Origin of the sequence: Sphingomonas sp. CCH10-B3 (assembly GCF_001556185.1) — a bacterium.
Taxonomy (GTDB): Bacteria; Pseudomonadota; Alphaproteobacteria; order Sphingomonadales; family Sphingomonadaceae; genus Sphingomonas; species Sphingomonas aquatica.
Window position 1 is genome coordinate 1 of the sequence record NZ_LSIJ01000096.1, and the last position, 22,809, is coordinate 22,809.

A 22,809-nucleotide genomic window follows, 5' to 3' on the forward strand; every position below is an offset into this window, starting at 1 on the left:
GAAAATGCAGCCCGCTGGCCACACCCAATTCTACACCACATTGACGGACGCGACCCTGACGAGGGCTGCCAGACTTTGTGGTGTTGCCCTGAACCTACTGAAGATCAGCATCTTGGGCGATTGCGTCATCTTCGCCCATGGGCCTGAAGGCGTCCACCAGGTCAGCGATGGCAACACCCAAGGGAGCGCAAGCACCTCTGTCGGTACAAGGCTATTGAGGGCTCGCAGCTTGGCGCTCCCCCAGCCATCTTTTGGCGGCTTGAAGCAATTGGTGACCCCGAGGCGGGGAACGCTGCGTGTGGCGGGAAAGTCTATATTGCGAGAAATCTGATAACGGTCCCCCAGCGCCTGCGCAGGGAGCGGGACTGAAAGCCAATAGCTGACTGCGCTGCCGGCAAGCTTGGGCGATACGTGGTCGGTAAAATGGCGATAGACGTCGAGATCGTGGGGCTCGATCCTTACGGAGGGCGGCGCAGGCTCTCCGGCATGGTCGGAAACCGGGCGCTCGGTCCGCGACATGAGCGGTGTGAGGAGCCTCTCCAGATGATGCTTGAGTGCTTGGGCCTCTTCGATCGCCGCCTGCCGACTGTCGGCCGGCAGATGACCGATCAAATGCAAGAGATCACCAAACCGACGAAATTGGGTTTCGGCCTCTGCGCGTGCAGCCGACCCGCCCAGAAACTCGATAATCTTGAAAAATTCGACATGGGGAGCGGCTCCGACGCCATTTTCCCAGCGCTCCGCATAGAAGCGGTAGGGCGTGGCTGACAGGAGGAGGATCGGCGGCGGCGTTCCATTGTTACCCGCCAGCAGTTGGCGCGCTAAAGGGTTATCCGTGCCTGCGTCGAGCAACTCGCGATAGCATTGGAACTCGTCGAAAATCACGAGGTCGGGCGGGGCGGAATCCAAAGCGGCTTGAGCGAGCGCCTTTCGCATCCGGCCTAGGCTCTGACCATATTTGCTCGTCTCGATCGCACGCAGAATGTTCTCGCGGGCAGGCTTGCCAAATTCCGTACGTAGCGCTCGGCCATAGGCCGTCTTGAAGAGGGCGGAGACGTTGTCGAATTTGCCCTGAGCCTCCTCGCACGCCCATGGCCAGCCGGAGGTCGCGCCATATTCGATATAGCCTTCAGGAAAGGCATCGGTCAGGCCGGGGTACAGCTCATCCAACAGCAGCTTGATGAACGCACGCTCGACAGCCTTTCCGCCGTAGAGGCGCTGCGAACTGGAAAATGATGTGGTGGGCGTAAAGGCGTAGAGCCGTATCTTTTCCTTGCGCCGTTCCTCAAACGGAATGAGGCCGACGCGGTCGATGGTGGAGAGTGCGTCCTTGGCTTCGTTCTTGTCGAGGAAGCGGAGCAGCTCGACCTTGTTCTGGTCCGCGACCTTGAGCCCGCTCGTAATATAATAGACCGTGAACTTGCGCGCTTTGCTTGCCAGGGCTGCCAGCGTGTCACGGGCAACGACGGTTTTGCCGAGGCCGACCTCGTCCGCGACCAGGAACCGGCGTAGCGGGTTGCCTCCTGACAGCGCAGCGGTTGCAGCCCTGACCGTTGCGGACTGGAAGGGTTTCGATCTGGCGCTCATGAGGCAAGCCGCGTCCGCGCGATGGCCCAGATCTGCACAAGTTCGTTCAAGTCAGCTTTTTCCCTTTCGCTCAGATTCTCACCGTGGGCGAGAAGGGCGTCGACATAGGGCGCAAAATGACGATCGGCCCGACCGAACGCCTTGCGGTCGCGTGCCCAAGCCGTGAGGATATCCTCGAGCGTGAGGCGGTCGTATCCCAAGCTCTGGGGGCGGTTGCTCTGCACCCCGGCGTCTTCATCCCATGCGCCACCGCCGACGGGCAGTGTGTCGCCGCTGAGAATCGCGCGCATCCAGTCATGAAATGCACGAAGCCCCATGTGGCTGGCCAGCGCGGCCAGATCACGCTGTTCTTCGAGCGGCGGATCGACGGTGACACGCTGCATCCATCGCAAAGCGCCGTCCGGTCCGCTGATCCGAGCCTGAATGAAGGCGGACTGGAGTGACAAGGGGATCGTGCCAAGATCGAGGCGGACGGCGTCCGTCTGCCAAGCCAGTAGGTCGCCATTTGCAGGTCCGGCGTGCAGCACGTGCTCGGGATAGGCAAGCAAGGGAACTGCCCCCGCATCGATCGAGAAGCGTTCCCCGTCTCGACGCAGAACCGGGTTCCAGGATGCCATCAGCACTTTGCGCGACTCTTCCAGGGCATCGGCCGCGCTCGTGCTGGGCGGATCGGCGACGGCGAGTTCCTCGATGGTGACCGGCGTCGCTTTACCGATCAGGAATGCCAGGCCGGAGCCGAACGCTTCGCCGGCCTCGAGTTCGACCATGATTTCCGCGTTGCGCCCCGACCAGGCCCTCTCGGTCGCATTGGCGCTCCCCACTCTCAAGATGGTCTTCTCGCCCGAGTGGAAGCAAAAAATCTTGGCATGCAGAGCAAGGGGGGCCGGCTCCGCATCATCCTCGGACGCGGGCTCGACGCCTGGCAGCGCGAGCGGAGCTTCGTCAACGAGCACGTCTGGCGCAGTATAGGCGAGGATTTTGGAGAATCCGTCCAGCGGCTTGCCGGGCCGCCTCGCCATGTCCGTGAGGGCCGGCATCGACGAAATCAGCGTTCTGGATCCAGCCTTGCCCCAGCCACCTGCCTTCTTCACAAAATCGGGCGACAAGAACGGACTGATGATGGTTATGCCATCGACCGCGCCGGCTGGTGGTTCCGATGGCAGAGCAACGCCTTCATCCAGTCCATTGAGCAGGCTGCGCAACTGAAACCCGTCTGGGGCGTCCCACCAGACCGCCTCCAGTTGCTCTGCGATGCCATCGGCATCCTCGCGCGACGCGGAGCGCGCGAGGATGGCCCCGAGTGCTCCGATGCCTGGGAGCCGAACTCGTCCTTTCGCGCGCTTTTCGCTGCCGTCCAGCAAAACGCCCGCGTCGAGATCCTGCGATCGGGTGAGGTTCCGGCTGCCAATCCAGAGCTTCCAGCGGGTTTCCCCTTTGGGACCGTTGTAGGCGACCAAAGCAATCTTTGGATGCCAGCTGCGCTCTAGTTCATCGTAAGGCTGCTCGACGATGAACTGATCGAGGATGCCCGCGATACGGGGAAGCGCTATCGGCCGCGCTATCCGACCGCGCTGGATTATGATCCTGACGCGATCGCGCAGCTTGTCGATCGCCTCGGCAAAATCGACCGCCGTGCCGCTGCCCTTGTCGTTGTTGCGAGCAATCAGGGCGAGCAACGCCGCCGCGACCGCCGACAGATCGACTGAGTAGGTCGCAAACAATGCGAGCTTGACCGTCTCCAGTCGCCCAGGCCGCATCTCGTCGAGATAGGGTTGACCGGACCATGCCTGAGGATCGCTCATGCGACGTCTTCCAGATCGCGCAGGAGCCGCTTCACATTCCCCCAGCGATAATGGAGCGGCTCGGCGCGGCCATGGTGCTCGCCTTGCCATTCCATACGCCGATCGACCCCGAACTGATTGCTGGCGAGACGCGCGCGATTGTCTTTCCTGCTGACTTCCGCCCGCGCGTACACCTCGAGAAGCTGCATGGGGTCCTTGCCATTCGCCCTGACCCAGGCCGAAGTTTCTTTCAACACACCCTCCACCGCAGGCGGGAGGTGGCCGATTTCGGCGAGAAACAGGTCCATATCCAGCCGAGCGGCCTGCTTGCCCCATTGCTCGATCGCGTCGTTCAGTTCGGCGCGGTGCAAATTTGGCTGTGGCCGCTTGTCGCGGGTTTCCTTGAGCGTCTCGACCTGAGCCGCATAGATCGCCCTGCCGATGGCCGAAAGCGCGGCAGCCTGGCCGGCCCGCTTCAGCATGGCGGCTTCCCTGCCGGCGAGGGCTAGGATTTCGTTGTCCCAGCAGTGATCCGCCCCGCCGAGTGGTTTTCCAACCAATTTCGACAAGAGCGACGGCTCACTTGGATCGGTCGGCGAGCGAACGGCGCGGAGTTTGGTCGCGAGATAGATCTGCTCTGGGGGTAAAAGGTCGAGCGCTAGTTTTCCTTGGTCATCCTGGGAATACCGGTCATTCCAGTCACCCCAAGAATCCCAGTCCCTGGGTGCATCGATCAGCCCCGAGATGGGCCAGGCGACTGTTTCTAGGGGCTTTCCGTCATCGTCATGGTGCGCGCGCTTGCTGGACGCTGCCAGGAGCTTCGCCATGTCCGGGCGGCTCCACGGCCGGCCATCGGGGCGGGCGCCGATCAGTCCCCATTTGGTGAGCGCCGTCCAATAGACATAGGCTGGCGGCTGACTGATCGTGCGGGGGAAGACCTCCCCTCCGATCACGCCATCCTTCTCGCCGCCCACGCCCTCGACATATTTGAGCCGGCCGGTCAGCTCATGTTCGAGATCAGAAAAGGCTTGGCCAAAATCCTTGGGAACAGGGCGTTTCGTCCGCAGGCTTTGGTAAAGCCAGGGGATGAGAAGCGCGTAGCGCAGCCGTGTGTGCAGAACCGATGTGCCGGGGAAGAAGTGATCTGCGTAGCGCTGGTGGACGATGAGGAAACCAACCTCATCGCGCACGCCCGCCGCGCCGCCGAACATCATCTGTTCGGCCTGGCCCAGCGCTTTGCGCGATAAAAAAGTGAACCCAAAAGTTGACACGAAGCCTGCCCCCAAGGCTTGAGAAAATTCACAGCATAAGAAGATTTCCGATGCCCCTAGGCATCATTCATTTCCAATAACTTTCAGCCTCATGGCGCGGGTTTCGAGTAGGTAGGTTTCGACGCCGGCGAGCAGATGCAGGCCTTCTTCGCCGATGGCTTGTCGGGATAGCCCCGGCTGCACAATGCGGACGTCGAACTCGAAGCGGTGATCTTGCCACCCGACCTTGAGCTTCTTGATCGCGGCGGCTGAGCCCTGCTCGATTCGCGAGCTGAGACCACGGTCGCGGCGCATCTTTTCGCGTCGCAGCATGTGTTGAAGCATGCGGTTTGGCCGGTCGCGCCACCGAGCGGATTTCTGAGCCTGTCCGCAAACCTCATAAAGGTCTCCGAGGCGCGCACCTGGCGTATCCGCCCCTGAATATTTGCAGTGGTACAGGGTCACGGAAACGACGCTGTCAGTTATGCGCAGCGCCACGACATCGGCGATTTCGCCTTTGCCATCATCGTCGAAGATCACGTCATAGGGATCTGGGTCGGCCAACAGGGTGTCGATGACCAGACGCTGGACAGAGTCAGCGCGCTTGTCCGTGCCCTGGGATTCGACGCGAATATTGGCCTTTGACCAATCCCATGCCTCGATCTTGTCTGACGGGTACGGCTCGATCGTTTCGCCCTCGGGCAGGGTGTAGAGATGGCTGTAGATGAGAAGCGAGCCATCACCGAAGTCGATCTGAGGTGAGTCCTCGCCGAAGGATTCCGAGAGCGTCTGGACCTTGCCGCCGATCTTGATCGTCGCCTTGGGGCCGGCGCGTTGGGGGTAACGGGCGTGGCCGTCGCTGAAGACGATCTCGAACTCGGCCGCGTGGTCGTCGCTTCGCACGGCGAAGCGCAGCGGCCCGGTGCGCGCGTTATCGAGCAACTCGATATCGCATTCGGCGAAGGTTACCGGCACATCGCCAAACGAGATCTCAATCCGCTCCTCGAACTGCGTGATCAGAGATTCAGGCCAATGGATCGCCACGGGCGGAACAGCCGGTCGTTGGCTGATCTGGTGGGGGCGCATCGCGCTCTTGAAGACGCCGTCGGTCGTGATGCTGGGATCGTTCACGGTGCGGCCGACATCCTGGCACCAGTCCACCCAGTCGGTCAGGTCATGGACTTTGGCGCTGGACCAGAACTTGCCCTTGGCCGAGCATCCCCGTGAAGCAGGAAGGCCTTCGAGGAAGCCGGTGGCGAAGATGTTGTTCTTGATCCTCGACTGGGACTTCGCGCTGTCGAGGCCATCGGCGACATCCACGCCCATATACATCGAATAGCGGACGCCTCGTCCCTGATGGTGGGTGAGGCCGAGATTGCGCAGGATGAGCCGCTTGAACCCGTGGAGGCTGCGGAACACTTCCTCGCCTTCCACGCGGCGCGTCGTATCGCCACAAACCGCCTTTGCGAGCCGGTCAAACGGCCCCTTTGCAGAACTGCTGATATAGAGCACGCCGCATGCCTGATCCCAGTGAAGCATGTGCAGGTCCCAGGTGACGTTCACCGCCTGCTGCGCGGAGGTCCAGCGTGCCTGCTCCTCCGCCCGCGTCACGAAGATCGCGACCCGTTGATGCGGGTTGAGCTTCATGCCGAGATAGACGCCGGGGTCGTAGAGTTCTTCAGCGCGAACGGGATCCCAAGCGTCGCAAGAGGTCCGGTACAGGACCGCGTTCATTTTCGGTTCCAGGGTCTGGAGCGGAATGTCGCTCAGATCTCCCGAAAAGCCCTTGAACATTTCCGCGCGGCGAACCTGGCGTTCGATCTTTGCGGAACTGAGCGCCTCCACCAACGCATTCCAGTCGGCGTCTTCAGCGTAGAGCTTGGCCAGCGCGCGATCGACATCGTCGATGCCGGTATTGGCGATCACCGTAGCATCACCCAGCCTCGGGTCCTGGCGGGTGAAGCGGCCGACGAACTGGATCGTCACCGCAACGCTCTTGTGATGATCGTGCAATGCAGCGATCTTCAGCTCGGGCAGGTCGAAGCCCTCGCCGAGCATATCGACGCAAACGATGATCCGGCTCTCAAAACGGCGTAGCGCGGCAAGATTTTCGCGCCGTTCCTTCAGTGATTGCTGGCTGTGGACTATGACTGGCCGAAAGTCTGGATAGATCGCCGCATAGAGCCTGTGCAGGTGCTTGGCGCGTTCGATCGTGTTGCAGCGGGCCATCGCAAGATGATTGAGGCCAGCATCCAGGTCGGTGGCGAGCACTTCGCCGAGCTTGTCGATGATGGCCTGGTCCGCGTCAGGCTGGTCCAGACCGAAGACTGCTTCGAAGCGGATCGGCTTGAAATAGCCCTCCTGCTGCGCCTTTTTTAGCGGGTAGGTGTAAATGAACTCGCCATCGACGCGGCCTCCGTCCTCGCGAAACGGCGTAGCGGTGAACTGGATCACTGGGATTGGTGGCTCGTGCTCGACGAAGAGCCCGCGGAAGGACTTCCACGTCCGTGCCCCGATATGATGCGCCTCGTCGATAAAGAGCGCTGAGGCGCGGGCCGCCATCCGCTCCTGCACCGGTGCCTCGGCGCGGCCAGCGATCTGCATCGTGGTGACAATGACATTGGCGCTGTCGAAGATTTCGTCGACTTCGGCCTGGCTGGTCGGAATATGCGAGAGCCGCATGACCAAAGGGAAGGCTGCGGTCTCATCGAGGCATTTCTGCTGCTTCAGGACGCCGAAGGTCTCGAATTTGCTCGCGATCTGCTCGCGTAGCGCGTCGGTCGGCACCACCACCAGCAGGCGTTCGAACCGCTGGTTGGCATTGAGCGCCAGCATTGTCTCGGTCTTGCCCGTGCCCGTCGGCATGACGATGGTGGCCGGATCGGTCGATCGCGTCGCGTGGGCAAGCGCGGCATGAAGCGCGCCGACCTGTGGACGCCGCAAGCCAGGCTGCGCCGGCTGGCCGTCCGCCGCGGCTCGCCCCTCGCGCAGATGAATCGCGTCGATCCAGGAAGCGGAGACAGCCTTCAGGCGCTCGCTGCGCGCGGAACGATCCAGCGTGTCGATGCTGGTGGGCGGTACATTCATCCACCGGCCTTCACCCAGTTCGAGCGCCGCAGCGATCCGTTCCGGCTCCGTTGCGCCGGGCACAAGGAGAATGAGATCGGCTTCCAATGGCGTGGTCGTCTTCGCGCTGATGATCTTCAGAATCTCGCCGGATTCCAGGGTCGTCTCGTGACCATTGACACGGCGGATGGCGAAGGGACGCAGTCGGCACCGCACACGCTTCGCCGGAACAGCCAACTGACGCACAGGGCTTCCCAGCACCTTGCCGTCAACGGCAAGCCGAGCCGGCAGCAGGAGTTCGATCTCGGGGTTGAAGAGATCGTCCTGGTTGGAGCCGGTGGGGCGCTTGCGGGAGGCCATCGTTTCTCCCTCCGTCAGGCTGCCACGGTCTGTGGCGAGGGCGAGACGACGATGACCGTTCCCTTCGTCATCAGGACGATGAGCCCGCGCTCGGCGCTGGTCATGTCGAGATAGGCCCGTACCTGAGCCCGATAGTGTTCGAGCGCCTTGTCGTCAGGGTTCACGTCGCTTTTCCAGTCCACCACCACGACCGGCCGGCCGTCGACGTCGACGGTCAGGGCGTCGGCGATCCCGGCCGTCACGGTCTCCACGCCGTCGGCCTCTTCTGCGGCATAGACAGGAAGCTCGGCCAGAAGATCGGGCCGTAGAGCTGCGATCTCGGGCAGCGCCAGGGTCCGGGCCACACAGGTCGCCAGCTCCTGCGCCGACAGTCCCGTTGCCGGATCGGCGACCGGGGATTGGCCGAGGGCGCGGATGAGGTGGCCAGCCCGTTCGACCAGGGCAGCTTCCGCTTCCGGGGTTTCGCCGGTCAGCACCTCTTCCATCAGTTTATGCAGGATAAGCCCGCGCTCGCGGCCGCCCTGCACGAGGGCGGCGGCTTCGAGCTCGGGCAGCTCGTCGTCGGCCGCCCCCGGCCAGAGCGCGACTTCCTCCTCTCGCAGCACGGTCCCGGTGGCGTCCTCGTCGCGGCTGGGGGCGAGCCAGGTCAGCCGGGTCTGTGCGGCGGCGATGCTTTCGGCTTCGGCGGCGAAGCTCGCCCGCGTCTGGCTGTTGCCCGCGCCGGCGCTGCTCGGCGTGAGGTCGGCCGGCAGATGGGAGAGGTCGATGCCCGGCAGATCGGCGAGCGACAGATCGACGAGACCGATCCATGCGGATTTGGCGGGGGTGGTGTCGAGTCGGGGCAATACCAGCAGTTCGCGCGCGCGGGTGGCCGCAACATACCAGAGCCGGACGCGCTCGCGGTCCAGCTCGTTCTTTTCGGCCTCGCGCGCGGCTTCGTAACCCTCGGGCTGCACGCCGAGGACCGGGCAATAGAAGGTTTCGGTCTGCCGATCGATGACCGCGCTCTCGGGCGCCATGACGCCGGTCATGGTGTTGACCGGAATGACGATCGGCCATTCGAGCCCCTTGGCCGCGTGCATGGTGAAGAGCGCGACCGCCTCCTCCTGCGCGTCCGGTCGGCCCTCGACGGCGCGCGCCTCGTCCGACCAGGCAGCCGTCATGGCTTCTGCGAAGGCACGCAGGCCGCGCACGGCATAGCCGGTCGACAGGCTGAGATAGAGATCAACATTGGCGAGCGCTCGCTCGGCTTGGCCGCGATGGCGCTCAAAGAGAAGCGGGCGGACGCGCATGACATCCACTGCCTGCGACAGCAGTTCGTGCGGCGTCGTGCTGTTGCCACGCCGGGAGAGCGATTGCAGCCGCTCGATGACCTCGCGGGCGAGCGGATGGGCGATCACGGCGGGGTCGATGCTGAGATCCAGACGCGGAATCCGATCCGGCTGTTCTTCCGAGCGCGGCAGGCTCCAGATGATGTCCAGCAACTCTTCTTCGGTCAGGCCGACCAGAGGTCCGCGCAGCAACGCGCCGAGCGCCAGGGTGTCGCGGCGATCGGCCAGGGCGCGGGTCAACGCGATCAGGTCCTGGATTTCCTGGCGGCGGAACAGACCCTTGCCGGCCTGGGTCGCCACGGGGATGCCGCGGCGCTCCAGGGCTTCCTCGTAGCGCCACAGTTCCGCGCCGGTGGGCGCCAGCAGGGCGATGTCGCCTGGCAGACAAGGCCGCTTGGCACCGCTGCGACGGTCAACGATCGGATGGCTTTCGATCAGCCGGGCGCACAGCTCGGCGATGGCGTCGGCTTCGGCGTCCCGCTGTTGCTCGGCGCTGGCCTTGCCGTTTTCATCGGCTACGGCGATGTCGAGGGCCGCCACGCAGACTCCGCCGCGATCGTCATGGAATGGGTCCAGTGCGGTGAAACCCGGCTGTCCATCGGCCGAGAGCACGGCCTCGAAGCGCTCGTTGACGAAAGTCAGGATCGAGGCGCAGGAGCGGAAATTGGTCGAGATCGACAGCAGGCTGTCGGGGGCCTGGGCGCGAAAGGCGTCGCGCGCCTGGACATAGGCGCCGACGTCGGCGCCGCGAAAGCGATAGATCGCCTGCTTGGGATCGCCGACCAGGAACAGCGCGCCAGGCCGGATGTGAAAGCCCGTCCAGTCATTGGCGTCGTCGACGGGCTCACCGCACAGACGCCAGAAGATCTCGGTCTGCAAGGGATCGGTGTCCTGGAACTCGTCGACGAGGACATGGGCGAAACGCTGCCCGAGTGCGCGACGAACAGCATCATGGTCGCGCAGCAGATCGCGGGCGGCGAAGATGAGGTCGTCGAAGTCCAGTTGGGCGCTGGCCCGTTTGTGATCACGGTAGCGCTGCAGGATCGGGCGAGCCTCCTCGATCAGCGCCGCCAGAGCGTGGCCGGCGGTGGCCTGCATGAGCGCCCCCCAGGCATTGCAGGAGGTGGTGTAATGCGCTTCGGCCGCGTCGTTCAGCCGATCGCCGTCGGCCTTGGAGAGGCCCGCTTGTTTGGCTGCTGTCGCCCATTTGCCCTTCTTGCGGTAGGAAGCGAACGCGCCAGCCTTGGTGCAAAGGTCAGGATGGGGCCGCGAAGTCAGGAGCCGGACGAGGCCGGCGGGCGTCGCGGAATCAGGCGCGTTCGCAAGGGCCGTCGCCATTTCGGCCAGACGCTTCACGATCGTCACCGTTTCCGGTTCAGCCGCCGCCGTGCCGTTCATGAAGTCCGCAAAATCGGCCGTCGCTTGCCGGAACGCTGTCATGTGGCCGTCAAGGGGAGAGATTGGCGGGGCTTGGAGCGTGCGGCGGCGGCGCAGATTCTCGGCGATCTTGTGGATGAGCGCCACGGTCTCGCCGGGGCTGTGCAGCACCATTTCGGCCAGGAGGCCGCCCTGGCCGCCGGACAGGCGCTCGCGCAGCCAGCCATCGACGATCTCGAGGAAGGTGAGGTCGGCCTGGTTGCGATCCATGACGCCCGCGCCGGGGTCAATGTCGGCCTCCGCCGGATAGGGCTTGATCAGGCGTTGGCAAAAGCCGTGGATGGTCGAGCAGGTGATTTCGTCAATCGCGGCGCTGGCGGCGGCGAGATTGGTCAAATGAGTCTCCGACAGCCCATCGGGCAGCGCCACCCGCAGTTCGGTCGCGATCTTGCCGGCCGAGAGGTCGGCGACGAACTCGCGGACACGGGACAACAGCTCGCTCGCGGCAAGCTCGGTGAAGGTGACGGCGGCGATGGAACGCGGCGCGACGCCTTGCGCCAGCATGGCGGCGATGCGGCCGGCCATGACAGCGGTTTTGCCCGAACCGGCGCCGGCCTCGACCAGGATCGAGCGGTCGTGCAGGCTGATGGCATCGCGGCGGGCACCGTCATCCTTCAGCATCTTGGATACGTTGCTCATCATTCCGCCTCCCAGACCTGAGCGACTTCGCCCAGCCGCTCCGTCGCGGCCGGCATCTTGCGTTTGCAATAGGTGGCGCCGGCATTGGCCGGCAGGGCGAAGGCGAGATCGTCGTAGTCGCCGCCCGTATCGGGACCAGGCAGGGCTGCGCCGCCGGCGAGACTGGTTCTCGCGGCGCGCAGATAGCCAGTGATCTCGGTGAGCACAGCCTCGGGATCGTCGAGCTGGAGGTCGACCGGCTCGCGCGGATAGAGCAGTGAGGCGCTGATGGCGACGTCGTCGCCGAGGAGCGCCTTCACCGCGAACGCGTAGAGGCAGCGCTGAAGCTCGCGTCCGCCGTTCAGGCGGATGTCGCCGCGCGGCGGCCGGCCCGTCTTGTAATCACGGACGAGGGCGCGCTTGCCGTCGCCCGAGATGTCGAGTCGGTCGATATAGCCGGCGATGTTGAAGCCGGTGTCAGGAATCGTGACCGGCAGGCTCACATCCCAGGGTACGTCAGCGTTGGTCTTCGGCTCCGAGCCGCCGAAGGGCACCTCGCCATAAGCGCGCGCGCCGGGCAGTGCATCGTCGCCATAGATGAGGGCGCGGCCTGCCAGCACGCGGGCATCATCGAGGGTGCGCCCCCAGATGACGGCCGGTGGAACCGGACGTTCGCTTTCCCAGTCGGTGGCGACGGCTTGGGCCGCCCGGCCCACAGCCGCCTCGATGGCTTCAGTGGCGGCGCTGGCCAGCCCGCCTGCGGCTTCGAGATCGCGCAGGGCTCGGTCGAGTACCATGTGGACAAGATCGCCGATTCCCAGCGCATCGAGCACGAGGGGTTCGGCGCTGCTCTGCGGCTCGCGCCACCCGAACCCGTAGACCCACACGAAACTGAGCGGGTTGCGTAGCAGGCGGCGCAGTGAGCTGGCCGACTGGGTGCGGCCAAGAATGGCGAGCATGAGCGGATGATCCGCGCGCACCAGCCCGTCATGGGCGGTAATTTCCGCCTGCCGCCAGTCGCGCCAGCAGCCGATCGCGCTAGTCGCCTGTGGATCGGCGGCGAACTCCTGGGGCCGCGCCATCAGCCGGTCGCTCTCACTGAAGGCGTGGGCCGGAGTCGCGTTGCGGCGCAGATAGGTTTCGTCGCCGTGCCCGGCGAGGAGGGGACTGCGTCCGAGGAGACGGCCATCGCTGTCGCGCCGGGCGCGCGAGAGAACGACGGCATCGCCTGTGGTGGCGAGGATGGTCTCGAAGTCACGGCGGTCGGCGAGGTTCACCGGCAGGGGATCGAGAATCGGTGTCGGAATGATGTGATCCGGGATCAGCCGGTCCTCGGCGATGCCGCGCGGCCAACGCGAGGAGTTGAGCCCGAGGAGGCGCACGAAGCGACGGGGCGAGGCCGCGAGCGCGCTCGCCGGCATCCAGGCGACACAGGCGCACGCCTCTAGGCCGTCATCCTGTTTCATGGTCTCCAGCGTCGCGTCGACCGAGGCGGCGGGGCCGGCGAGCAGCGCCTTGCGCCAGATCGCAAGCGCGCGGCCCTTGAGGAAGGTCTCGCCGATTTCGCTGGCAGCTTCGGGGCCTTTTGCCAGCATCTCGATCGCCGCGCGTAGCGCCGGAGTGTGATCGGCGGCTTCAGGCCAGTCTTCCGGCGCCAGCCGGGCAAACAGGCGGTTCCAGGCGGCCAGCGTCGAAAGGGGCGCATCGGTCGGCAAAACCCGCAGCCAGCCTTCAGGCAGAGCCTGGAATGCCCCACCGTCGCGGCAGAGTGTCGCCAGGCGCCGCAGACGCGATTGCGACAGGCCGCGCACGACGATGTCGGCCAGCGCAGCTGCCGCCTGTCCCTCGCGAGTGGTGACGGTGCGGACGCCGTGGACGAAGTGCAGGTCGATATTGGCGTCGGCGCGCAGGGCCAGGAAATGATCGTCATAGTCGGCGGGCGAGGCGGTCGCGATAGCGATCTTTGAGGCCGAGACGCCCGAGGCGAGCAGGTGTCGCGCCCAGCGCATCGCCTCGATAGCCTCGTGATAGGCCGTCGCCGCGCTGACGGCGCCGACCTCCGGCGCTTGCCCCGGTGTGCGCACGATCGCGACGCCTGTGCCGTCGAGCCATGCGGGAACACTCCTTGGGCCGGCGGCCCACCGCACGGGGATGTAGGCCGTGAGGGCCTGAAGTAGCGGCCGCCAGCACGGCGAAAGCTCGGTAAGGCCGGCGATCTCCATGGGGCCAAGGACGGCGGTGGCATGATTGATGCGGGCGGTCGCAGTCGCGACGATGTCGACAGGACGCATCATGCCAGCCGGAAGCCGCTCGATGACCGCCGCTTCCAGGCGCGCGATGGCGGCAAGGCGCGGATGGTCGGCCGCGCGCATGGCCAGATCGATACCCGCGCGCCAGGCTTTGTGCAGCGTGTCGACGGCTGCGTCGATCATGCCAGGAAGATCCTTGATGCTCTCCAGCTCGCCCATCGGCGTCGCCGGCAGGGCCGCCTGGATCGCCGTGCGCAAGCTTTCGTCGTCGATGGGACGGACGAAGCCGCCGGCCAGTCGCACGGCGGCTTGCTCGAAGGACATGATCTGAAGGCCTTGGCGCTTCTCCCGTCCAGCCGCCAGACGGGCCTCCCGCATGGCGAGGCGGCCATGAACGACCAGGGTGGATCGATGTGCGATGGTCATGGACGCTCTCCTTCCGGGCGCTGCTTAGGCTTGCGGCGCCGCGCCAGCGGCGGTGACCGCCGTCCGCGTGCCGCTGATTTGAGGTTCCGGCCGGCGCGATTGCGCATCCTGCCCCTCCGAGTGCATCTGATTATCCATTGACGAAACCTCGCAGTGTGAATAATAATTACACGGACTAGATCGGGTTGTCCATCTAGTTTTTATGCTCATCTACACGAGGCTGAGGCAATGGCAGAGGCCGCGACGGCATTGAAATGGGGGGTGGGGCGCCGGCTCGAGTTCATCGAGTTCCGGCTTTTTTGGGAGGGGTCGATCAACCGCGCCGACCTCGTGGAGGTATTTGGCGTGTCGGTTCCGCAGGCGTCGAAGGACCTGACGCTCTATCAGGAGCGGGCGCCCGGCAACATGGAGTACGACACCCGCGCCAAGCGCTATGTCGCCGCCGAGCACTTCGTCCTGCGCTTTCTCGAGCCGGACCCCTATGTCTATCTCGCGCAGCTTCGCTCGGTCGCCGAGGGCGCTCTTCCCGCCCATGATTCGTGGATTGCGGCTCTGCCCAGCGCCGATGTGGCGCTGACCCCCAGGCGGGACATCGACATCAAGGTTCTGCGTAAAATCCTCGACGCCACCCGCGAGGGCGTTTCCGTCGACATCTTCTATCAGTCAATGAACAAGGTGCGGCCGGACCCTATCTGGCGGCGCATCACGCCTCATGCCTTCGGCTATGATGGCTTTCGCTGGCACGCGCGGGCTTATTGCCACCTGGAGCATAAGTTCAAGGACTTCCTGCTGCCGCGCATCCTCGATGTCGGCGCGAAAGGCGAGCCGGGGGAATCGGGCGACCGGGACTGGCTCTGGAACAACTATTTCGATGTCGTCATCGGGCCGCACCCTGCGCTGACGGCGAGCCAGAAGAAGGTTGTCGCCAAGGATTATGGGCTCGATCAGGGTAATGGCGTGCTCGCAGTCCGCTATGCGATGCTCTTTTATGTTTTGAAGCGTCTGGGTTTGCTGGGTGACGCCACGAAGCAGAGCGCCCATACGCAGCATATCGTAACAATAAACCGCAAAGAAACTGAAGCTGCGCTTGAGCGAGCGGAGCTTCAGCTATGAAAGACCTGGGGAGCGCCGGCTGATGGCGGTACGGCTTGAAGACATAAAGAATGGCGCATCGGTGCGGGGCGTGGCCTCGGCTCAGGCTGTGCATGTGATCTCGGTGGACTGGATCGGCGATCAGGCGATCAGCGTCGTTTACCGCGACCACAACGGCTCGGTGGCCGAGGCCGTTCTTTATCGGGATGACGAGCACCGGCTTGAGGTCGAGCAGAGCGGGCGGGCCTGGTCGTTCGACGCTGACGGCGCGTTGCTGCGGCTGGTGACGGAAGCCAACCGCATCAAGCTGGCGCACTATTTCGATCCGTATCTGGCGATCCACACGAGTCTGGTCGATCCGCTGCCGCACCAGATTTCGGCAGTCTATGGCGAAATGCTGCCGCGACAGCCGCTGCGCTTCCTGCTCGCCGACGATCCCGGCGCCGGCAAGACGATTATGGCCGGGCTGCTGATGAAGGAACTGATCGCCCGTAGCGACCTGGAGCGCTGCCTCGTGGTCGCGCCCGGCAGCCTGGTTGAACAATGGCAGGACGAACTCGGCCAGAAATTCAATCTCGAGTTCGACATCCTTTCCCGCGACATGATCGAGAATTCGCGGTCGGGCAATCCGTTCAGCGACCGGGACCGGCTGATCGTCCGTCTCGATGTGCTGGCGCGCAACGAGGAGCTTCAGGAGAAGCTCATGAGCGCGCGCGAATGGGACCTCATCATCTGTGACGAAGCCCATCGCATGTCGGCCACTTATTTTGGCGGAGAGGTGAAATACACCCGCCGCTATCAGGTCGGCCAGAAGCTCGGCCAGGTCTGCCGGCATCTGCTGTTGATGTCGGCCACACCGCACAATGGCAAGGAAGAGGATTTCCAGCTCTTCATGGCGCTGCTCGACGGCGATCGGTTCGAGGGTCGGTTCCGCGATGGTGTCCACTACGCCGACACCGAAGACATGATGCGGCGGCTGACCAAGGAGGAACTGCTCAAATTCGACGGTCGGCCGCTCTTCCCTGAGCGGCGGGCGCGCACGGTCAAATATCAGCTCTCGGAGGGGGAGGCCGCGCTCTACACCGCCGTCACTGAATATGTGCGCACGGAGATGAACCGCGTGCAGCGCTTCGCGGAGGGCGACGGTAAGAAGCGTAACAATGTCGGCTTCGCATTGCAGATCCTCCAGCGCCGGCTCGCTTCGTCACCGGCCGCAATTTACCAGTCCCTTAAGCGTCGCCGCGAGCGGCTGGAAAACGAACTGGGCGAAGCTCGCCTTGCCGCCAAGGGCCGCCGGGCAGGTACGAGCGAGCCGACGATCAATGCCGACATGCTCGGCAACATCGAGGAATATGGTCAGGAGGAGATCGACGAGCTTGAGGACCTGATCTCGACGGGCGCGACGACGGCCGAGACGGTCGAGCAACTTGCCCTGGAAGTCGAGACTCTGAAGGGCTTGGAGACTATGGCGCTCGGTGTTCTCCGTTCTGGCGTGGATACAAAGTGGAGTCAGCTCAACCGTATCCTCGATGACGATTTGATGGTTGACGCCGCTGGCAATCGCCGCAAGCTGATCATCTTCACCGAGCCCAAGGACACGCTGCACTACCTGCTCGACAAGGTCAGGGCGCGGCTCGGCAATCCCGAGGCGGTCGAGGTGATCCACGGCGGCGTGTCGCGCGAAGAGCGGCGTAAGGTCGTCGAGCGCTTCATGCAGGACAAGGACATGCTGGTCCTGATCGCCAACGACGCGGCCGGTGAAGGCGTGAACCTTCAGCGCGGCCACCTGATGGTCAATTACGACCTGCCGTGGAACCCGAACAAGATCGAGCAACGGTTCGGCCGCATCCATCGCATCGGTCAGACAGAGGTGTGCCACCTGTGGAATCTCGTCGCGGCTGATACGCGCGAGGGCGAGGTCTACGCCCGGCTGCTCGAAAAGCTGGAAGCTGCGCGCGAGGCGCTGGGCGGCCGCGTCTATGACGTGCTCGGGGAATTGTTCGACGGCGTGGCGCTCAAGGATCTGCTGTTCGAGGCGATTCAGTATGGCGAGCGGGAAGAGGTCAAGGCCCGCCTGTTCCAGCAGGTCGATGGCGCCGTCGACCAGGCGAACCTGCTTGAGCTTCTGCGCCGCCGCGCCCTGACCAACGACACGATGCCGGAGGCCAAGGTCGAGGAACTGCGGCTCGAAATGGAGCGCGCCGACGCGTTGCGCCTGCAACCGCATCACATCCAGAGCTTCTTCGTCGAGGCGTTCCAGCATCTGGGGGGCCGGATCAAGCGCCGCGAGGAAGGGCGCTGGGAGATTGCCCATGTGCCGGTGCGTATCCGAGAGCGGGATCGTCAGATCGGTAATGGCGCACCGCTCCAGACGCAATATGAGCGGATCTGCTTCGAGAAGGACAAAATCAACCAGCAGCCGGTCGCAGCTTTCGTCTGCCCGGGCCATCCGCTGCTCGAAGCTGTAATCAGCCTGATCCGCGAGCAGTATGAGCAAATCATGCGGCAGGGCGCGATCCTGGTAGACGACACCGATGCTGGAGACGCGCTGTCGGCGATTTTCCTGCTGGAACACACCGTCCAGGACGGTCGCGTCACCAGCGCCGGCAAGCCGCATGTGATTTCGCAGCGGCTCCAGTTCGCCGCCATCGACAAGGCCGGAAACACCGTCAACGCCGGCATCGCGCCGCATTTGAACCTGCGGCCTGCCAAGCCGGAAGAGATCGCCAGCGTGCGTGATCTTCTGGAGGAGAGCTGGCTGACTACCGATCTGGAAAAGGCCGCGATCCGGTTCGCGACGGTCGAGCTGGCGCAGGGCCATGTCGCCGAGGTTAAAGCGCGGCGCTTGCCCGAGATCGAAAAGGTCGAGCAGGAGGTTCGCGCCCGGCTCAAGAAGGAGATCAATTACTGGGACTCGCGCGCCTTCGAGCTGAAGGAAGAGGAGCGGGCCGGCAAGAAGACTCGGGTGAACTGGCAGAACGCGCAGCGCCGGGCCGAGGATCTGGCGGATCGGCAAAAGCGCCGTATGGACCAGCTTGAACGGGAGCGGTTTATCTCCTCGCAGCCGCCGCGCGTGCGGGGCGGCATGGTCGTCATCCCGCGTGGGCTACTGGAAGAGCGTCAGGCGCCAAGCGTCCCGAACCATTTCGCGGAAGACCCCGTTGCGCGCCGGGTGATCGAGCTTGCTGCGATGGAAGCTGTCATGGAGGCCGAGCGGGCGCTGGGCAACGAGCCGGCCGACGTCTCCGCCCAGAAGATCGGCTATGACATCGCCTCGCACGATCCGAAGTCGGGACATCTGCGCTTCATCGAGGTCAAGGGGCGCATCGACGGAGCCGACAGCGTGATGGTTACGCGGCAGGAAGTCATCACATCGCTGCACGAGCCGGAGAAGTTCATTCTCGCTATTGTGCCGGTTACGGCCGGCTTCGCCCATGCGCCGCGCTATGTGCGTGGCCCGTTGGTCGAGCGGGAGCCGTCGTTCCTTGAAACCGCAATTCAGTTTGATCTTCGCCGATTGTTGGAACGGGCGGAGGCCGCACACTGATGGTCTTGCCGCTTGTAAATATGTCTAGTTGGGGAGCCGCCTCCAGGCAGGTCGTTCGTGCACTTCGCGGACGCAGTTGCCTGCCTCTCCATGAATTGACGAAAGCCAAGGTAGAGAAGCCCCACGGTCGAACACGGCCGCTGCCTAAGGCATCGGGGAGCGTTGAATTCAGCGCTTGGCGCTTAGCTCATGCGGTCAAGAAGGCCGATTGCTTGCGATGGCCGACCACCCCGATTCGATGGCTGGGGGCTACCGGGTTTCTGCTCGAAAATGGCCACTTGTTTGATTGGACGGCGAACGAGTGGTGCCTGCTAGACGGCATGTCGAGTTTCTACGCCGACTTCTCAGGGTCGGGCTTTGCGGGGCGGATCGCACAAGGCATGGCTCTGCTGTTCCTGGAGGACAAAGGCTACGCCTACGTCGGTCGCTTTGAAACCGAGTGGACGCAACGCGCCGCCACGCAGAACCGACAATGGCCGGCGGACAAGTCCAAGGCGCCTGATTTTATCGCCGAAAATAGCCAAAGAGAATGGGTCCTCGCTGAGTCGAAGGGCGGATTTTCCTCCCCGGGCAAGATGCCACCCATCAAAGGCGCTTTGAAAGATGGACTGAGCCAACTCGACGGTTGGGACAAGTATATCAATCCCCAGCCAATCAAGAGTTTTGCGATCGGCACCTTCCTGCGGGAGGCCAACGATACCTCTGGCGAGACATCGCTCATCGCCTTCGTCGACCCCGAGCCGGAGACCCCAGAAAGTCCGGTCGAGTTTCCCCCGGACGTGGTTCGCCGGGCAAACTATGCCTCATGGCTGTCGGCTATGGGCTTGGACGAAGCGGCTGCTCGGCTTCGTGCGGGCGACGGAGAGCCGCAGCGGTACGAGCTTCCTGTTATCTCCGTTGCCGGGCGTCGGTACGCCGTCAGCATAGCCTCAGTGATGCCAAGGCACCCCGAACTATCCAGCCGTGAATTCTGGCGTGATTTTAGGGACTGGCCCTTCTGGCCTCTCCCCTGGTTACGGGATGGCGTCGACATCGAGCTAGTCGGTCTCGATCTCAAAGTCCTCAACGCACTGAGCTCGGCGACACAATCTGCCGCCGCTTCAGAGTTGATGGCACTTGAGCCTTCCGAGTGGCGAGACACGCCTGCTGACCTGGATGGTGGGGCGTTTTACGGCAGTGTTTTTTCGGATGGTTCCTTACTGGGCGAGCTGAGATTGCAGCGTCCCAGCCAGCCATTTCCGGATTTTGAATGGATCGAGGTGGAACTGTGACAAAATACAAGAAAAAGCTCATCGAAGTCGCGATTCCTCTTGAGAAGATCAATGAGGCCTCAGCGCGCGAAAAATCGATCCGGCACGGGCATCCGTCCACGCTGCATTTATGGTGGGCGCGGCGGCCGTTGGCGGCGTGCCGCGCCGTGCTGTTCGCCCAGCTTGTCGATGATCCGTCGAGCGACCTCGAAAAATTCCCCACGCATGAAGCGCAGGAGGCCGAGCGCAAGCGCCTGTTTGGCATCATTGAGGAATTGGTGAAGTGGGAGAACTCGACCAACGAGGAGGTGCTGGAACGTGCCCGCGCCGAAATCCGCAAGAGCTGTGGCGGCGATCTGCCGCCGGTCTATGACCCGTTCTCGGGCGGTGGATCGATTCCACTGGAGGCGCAGCGTCTCGGTTTTCCGGCCTATGGGTCTGATCTGAATCCGGTCGCGGTGATGATCGGCAAGGCGATGATCGAGATCCCGCCGAAGTTCAAGAACGAGGAACCGATTCATCCAGGCCCAAAGGACCGGCAGTTTTACCGCAACGCCGAGGGCATTGCGGAGGACGTCAAATACTATGGCGAGTGGGTGCGTGAGAAGGCGTGGGAGCGCATCGGGCATCTTTATCCACAAGTGGATCTACCGAAGGAGTACGGCGGTGGCAAAGGGACGGTGATCGCTTGGATTTGGGCAAGAACAGTACCCAGCCCCGACCCTGCCTTTTCCAGCGTGCAGGTTCCTATCGCATCGAGTTTCCTGCTCAGCACTAAGGCCGGGAAGGAAACGTGGGTAGAGCCGATTGTCGACAAGCAAGCCAAGGCCATCTCTTATCGGATCAGGCAAGGTGGCACGAAAGCCGAACTCGCTGCGGCCAAAGAAGGGACGAAGGCCGGTCGCGGTGCAAATTTCCGTTGCCTTATGTCGGATACGGCGATCACACCTGACTATGTGAAAAGCAATGGCCGCGCCGGCAACATGGGTCAAACCCTGATTGCGATCGTGGCGGAAGGCAATCGTGGCCGGGCGTATGTCGCACCTGCGGAGGCGCACGAGCATCTCGCTTTTTCGGCAAAACCCGACTGGAAACCAGGAACCAGTTTGCCGAATGATCCACGGAATTTCTGGACCGTGGACTACGGTTTGGCGACCTTCGGTGATTTGTTTACCGACCGACAGTTGGTAGCGCTGAACACCTTCAGCGAGTTAGTCCAAGAGGCGCGAACACAGATTCAGACTGACGCATTGGTTGCCGGGCTCGCTTCTGATCCGACCCCACTGCGCGATGGCGGCAAAGGTGCCAAAGCCTACGCCGAAGCTGTCAGCGTGTATTTGTCGTTTGCGATTGACCGGCTTGCGGATGCTGGCAGTTCGATCGCCACATGGTCGTCATCGGAGTTCATCCGTTTCACGTTTGCTCGGCAGGCGATCCCGATGACTTGGGATTTCGCTGAATGCAATGTCTTCAGCGATAGTACTGGAAACTATCTCGGTGCCGTCGATTGGGTCTGGAAGGCTCTCTCTGGGCTGAGTCCAAACGCGGCCGGCACTGAGATCCAGCACGATGCGCAGAATGTACGTTTGCCGAATGGAGCAGTCGTTTCGACTGATCCGCCATACTACGACAATATAGGATACGCGGATCTATCAGATTATTTTTATGTATGGCTCAGGCGTAATATCAAGGATGTTTATCCTGATCTTGGAAGCACTATTTCCGTTCCTAAAGAAGAGGAGCTGGTCGCGACGCCTTATCGGCACGGCGGGAAAGCGAATGCTGAGGAGCATTTTTTGACGGGTATGACGGCGGCTATATCTAGCCTCGCCCGCCAATCATCTTCATCATTTCCCGCGACAATCTACTATGCCTTTAAGCAAAGCGAGGTCGAGCAAGACGGCCTGAGTTCAACCGGCTGGGCAACCTTCTTACAAGCTGTGATTGAAGCAGGTTACGCGATTGTTGGAACGTGGCCTGTTCGAACGGAGCGTTCAGCCCGGACAATTGCGACTGGAACCAACGCTCTCGCAAATTCGGTCGTCTTGGTGTGCCGGAAAAAGGAGATCACAGCCGAGGTCGTTACCCGTGCCGAATTTATCCGTGCCCTGAAACGTGAATTGCCGCCGGCGATCTCAGAGCTTCAGGCTGCTACCATTGCACCAGCAGATATGCCGCAATCTGCGATTGGACCCGGCATGGGGGTATTCTCGCGTTATAAGGCTGTACTGGAGTCGGACGACAATCCGATGAGTGTGAAGACCGCACTACAGCTGATCAACAAGGAACTGGACGAATACCTGGGCGGTATCCAGGGGGAGTTCGACCCAGACACGCGCTTCGCTATCACCTGGTTCGAGCAGAATGGGCTGAAGACCGGCGAGTACGGGACGGCCAACAGCATCGCCACGGCGCGCGGCATCTCGGTCGAAAGCGTCAAGCATGCCGGGATCGTGGACAGCGCGGCCGGCAAGGTCCGCATCCTCGCCCGTGATGAACTCGACGAGGATTGGGACCCGGAGGAGGACCGACACCTGACGGTGTGGGAGTGCCTCCAGCATCTGGTCAGGCGGCACGAGAAGGACGGCATCTCCCACGACACCGCTGTCCTGTTGAAGAAAATCAACACCCAGGCCGAGGCGGTGAAGGATCTCGCCTACTGCCTTTACGACATCAGCGCCAACAAGCGGAAGGATGCGAAGGAGGCCACGGCCTACAACGCCCTGATCGCCGATTGGACCGAGCTGACAAAGGCTGCGGCAGCCATCCACGACACAAGCGGCGATCGTCAGATCCGGCTGGACATTTAAGGGGG

At 63.1% G+C, this 22,809-nt stretch carries 10 protein-coding genes; 4 read left to right on the plus strand and 6 right to left on the minus strand.

The features are described from left to right. Positions 1 to 30 precede the first annotated feature (30 nt). The 6 genes from AX672_RS15540 to AX672_RS15565 form a co-directional block, all read right to left on the minus strand. Positions 31 to 1,587, minus strand: a complete 1,557-nt coding sequence (locus tag AX672_RS15540) for a hypothetical protein (RefSeq protein WP_202189357.1) — start codon at positions 1,585 to 1,587, stop codon at positions 31 to 33. Next, positions 1,584 to 3,389: a phospholipase D family protein gene (locus tag AX672_RS15545; protein ID WP_066652914.1), complete on the minus strand. Its 1,806-nt coding sequence runs from the start codon at positions 3,387 to 3,389 to the stop codon at positions 1,584 to 1,586. The genes AX672_RS15540 and AX672_RS15545 overlap by 4 nt, the downstream gene beginning before the upstream one ends. Continuing rightward, the gene (locus AX672_RS15550; protein WP_082730591.1) at positions 3,386 to 4,639 is read right to left on the minus strand and encodes a DUF6361 family protein; all 1,254 of its coding nucleotides are present in this window, start codon (positions 4,637 to 4,639) and stop codon (positions 3,386 to 3,388) included. Before AX672_RS15550 ends, AX672_RS15545 begins: the two co-directional genes overlap by 4 nt. Before the next feature lie 63 nt (positions 4,640 to 4,702). Then, positions 4,703 to 8,044: a DEAD/DEAH box helicase gene (locus tag AX672_RS15555; protein WP_066652916.1), complete on the minus strand. Its 3,342-nt coding sequence runs from the start codon at positions 8,042 to 8,044 to the stop codon at positions 4,703 to 4,705. 14 nt (positions 8,045 to 8,058) lie between these two features. Then, entirely contained in the window at positions 8,059 to 11,451 is a 3,393-nt protein-coding gene (locus AX672_RS15560; RefSeq protein ID WP_066652972.1) for a UvrD-helicase domain-containing protein, read from the minus strand. After that, positions 11,451 to 14,105: a PD-(D/E)XK nuclease family protein gene (locus AX672_RS15565; protein WP_066652920.1), complete on the minus strand. Its 2,655-nt coding sequence runs from the start codon at positions 14,103 to 14,105 to the stop codon at positions 11,451 to 11,453. Before AX672_RS15565 ends, AX672_RS15560 begins: the two co-directional genes overlap by 1 nt. Positions 14,106 to 14,333: 228 nt before the next feature. On the opposite strand from AX672_RS15565, the gene AX672_RS15570 reads away from it, so the two are divergent. The 4 genes from AX672_RS15570 (at position 14,334) to AX672_RS15585 (ending at position 22,804) form a co-directional block, all read left to right on the plus strand. Continuing rightward, positions 14,334 to 15,218 (plus strand): WYL domain-containing protein, encoded by an 885-nt coding sequence (locus AX672_RS15570; RefSeq protein WP_054362476.1) that lies wholly within the window; start codon positions 14,334 to 14,336, stop codon positions 15,216 to 15,218. A gap of 22 nt (positions 15,219 to 15,240) precedes the next feature. After that, positions 15,241 to 18,744, plus strand: coding sequence for a helicase-related protein (locus tag AX672_RS15575; RefSeq protein WP_066652926.1), 3,504 nt, complete (start codon positions 15,241 to 15,243; stop codon positions 18,742 to 18,744). Positions 18,745 to 19,022: 278 nt separating this feature from the next. Continuing rightward, complete coding sequence (locus AX672_RS15580; RefSeq protein ID WP_054362468.1) at positions 19,023 to 20,015, plus strand: hypothetical protein; 993 nt, start codon at positions 19,023 to 19,025, stop codon at positions 20,013 to 20,015. Then, a complete protein-coding gene (locus AX672_RS15585; protein ID WP_221220811.1) occupies positions 20,012 to 22,804 on the plus strand; it encodes a DUF1156 domain-containing protein in 2,793 nt (930 codons plus the stop codon). Before AX672_RS15580 ends, AX672_RS15585 begins: the two co-directional genes overlap by 4 nt. Positions 22,805 to 22,809: the final 5 nt, after the last annotated feature.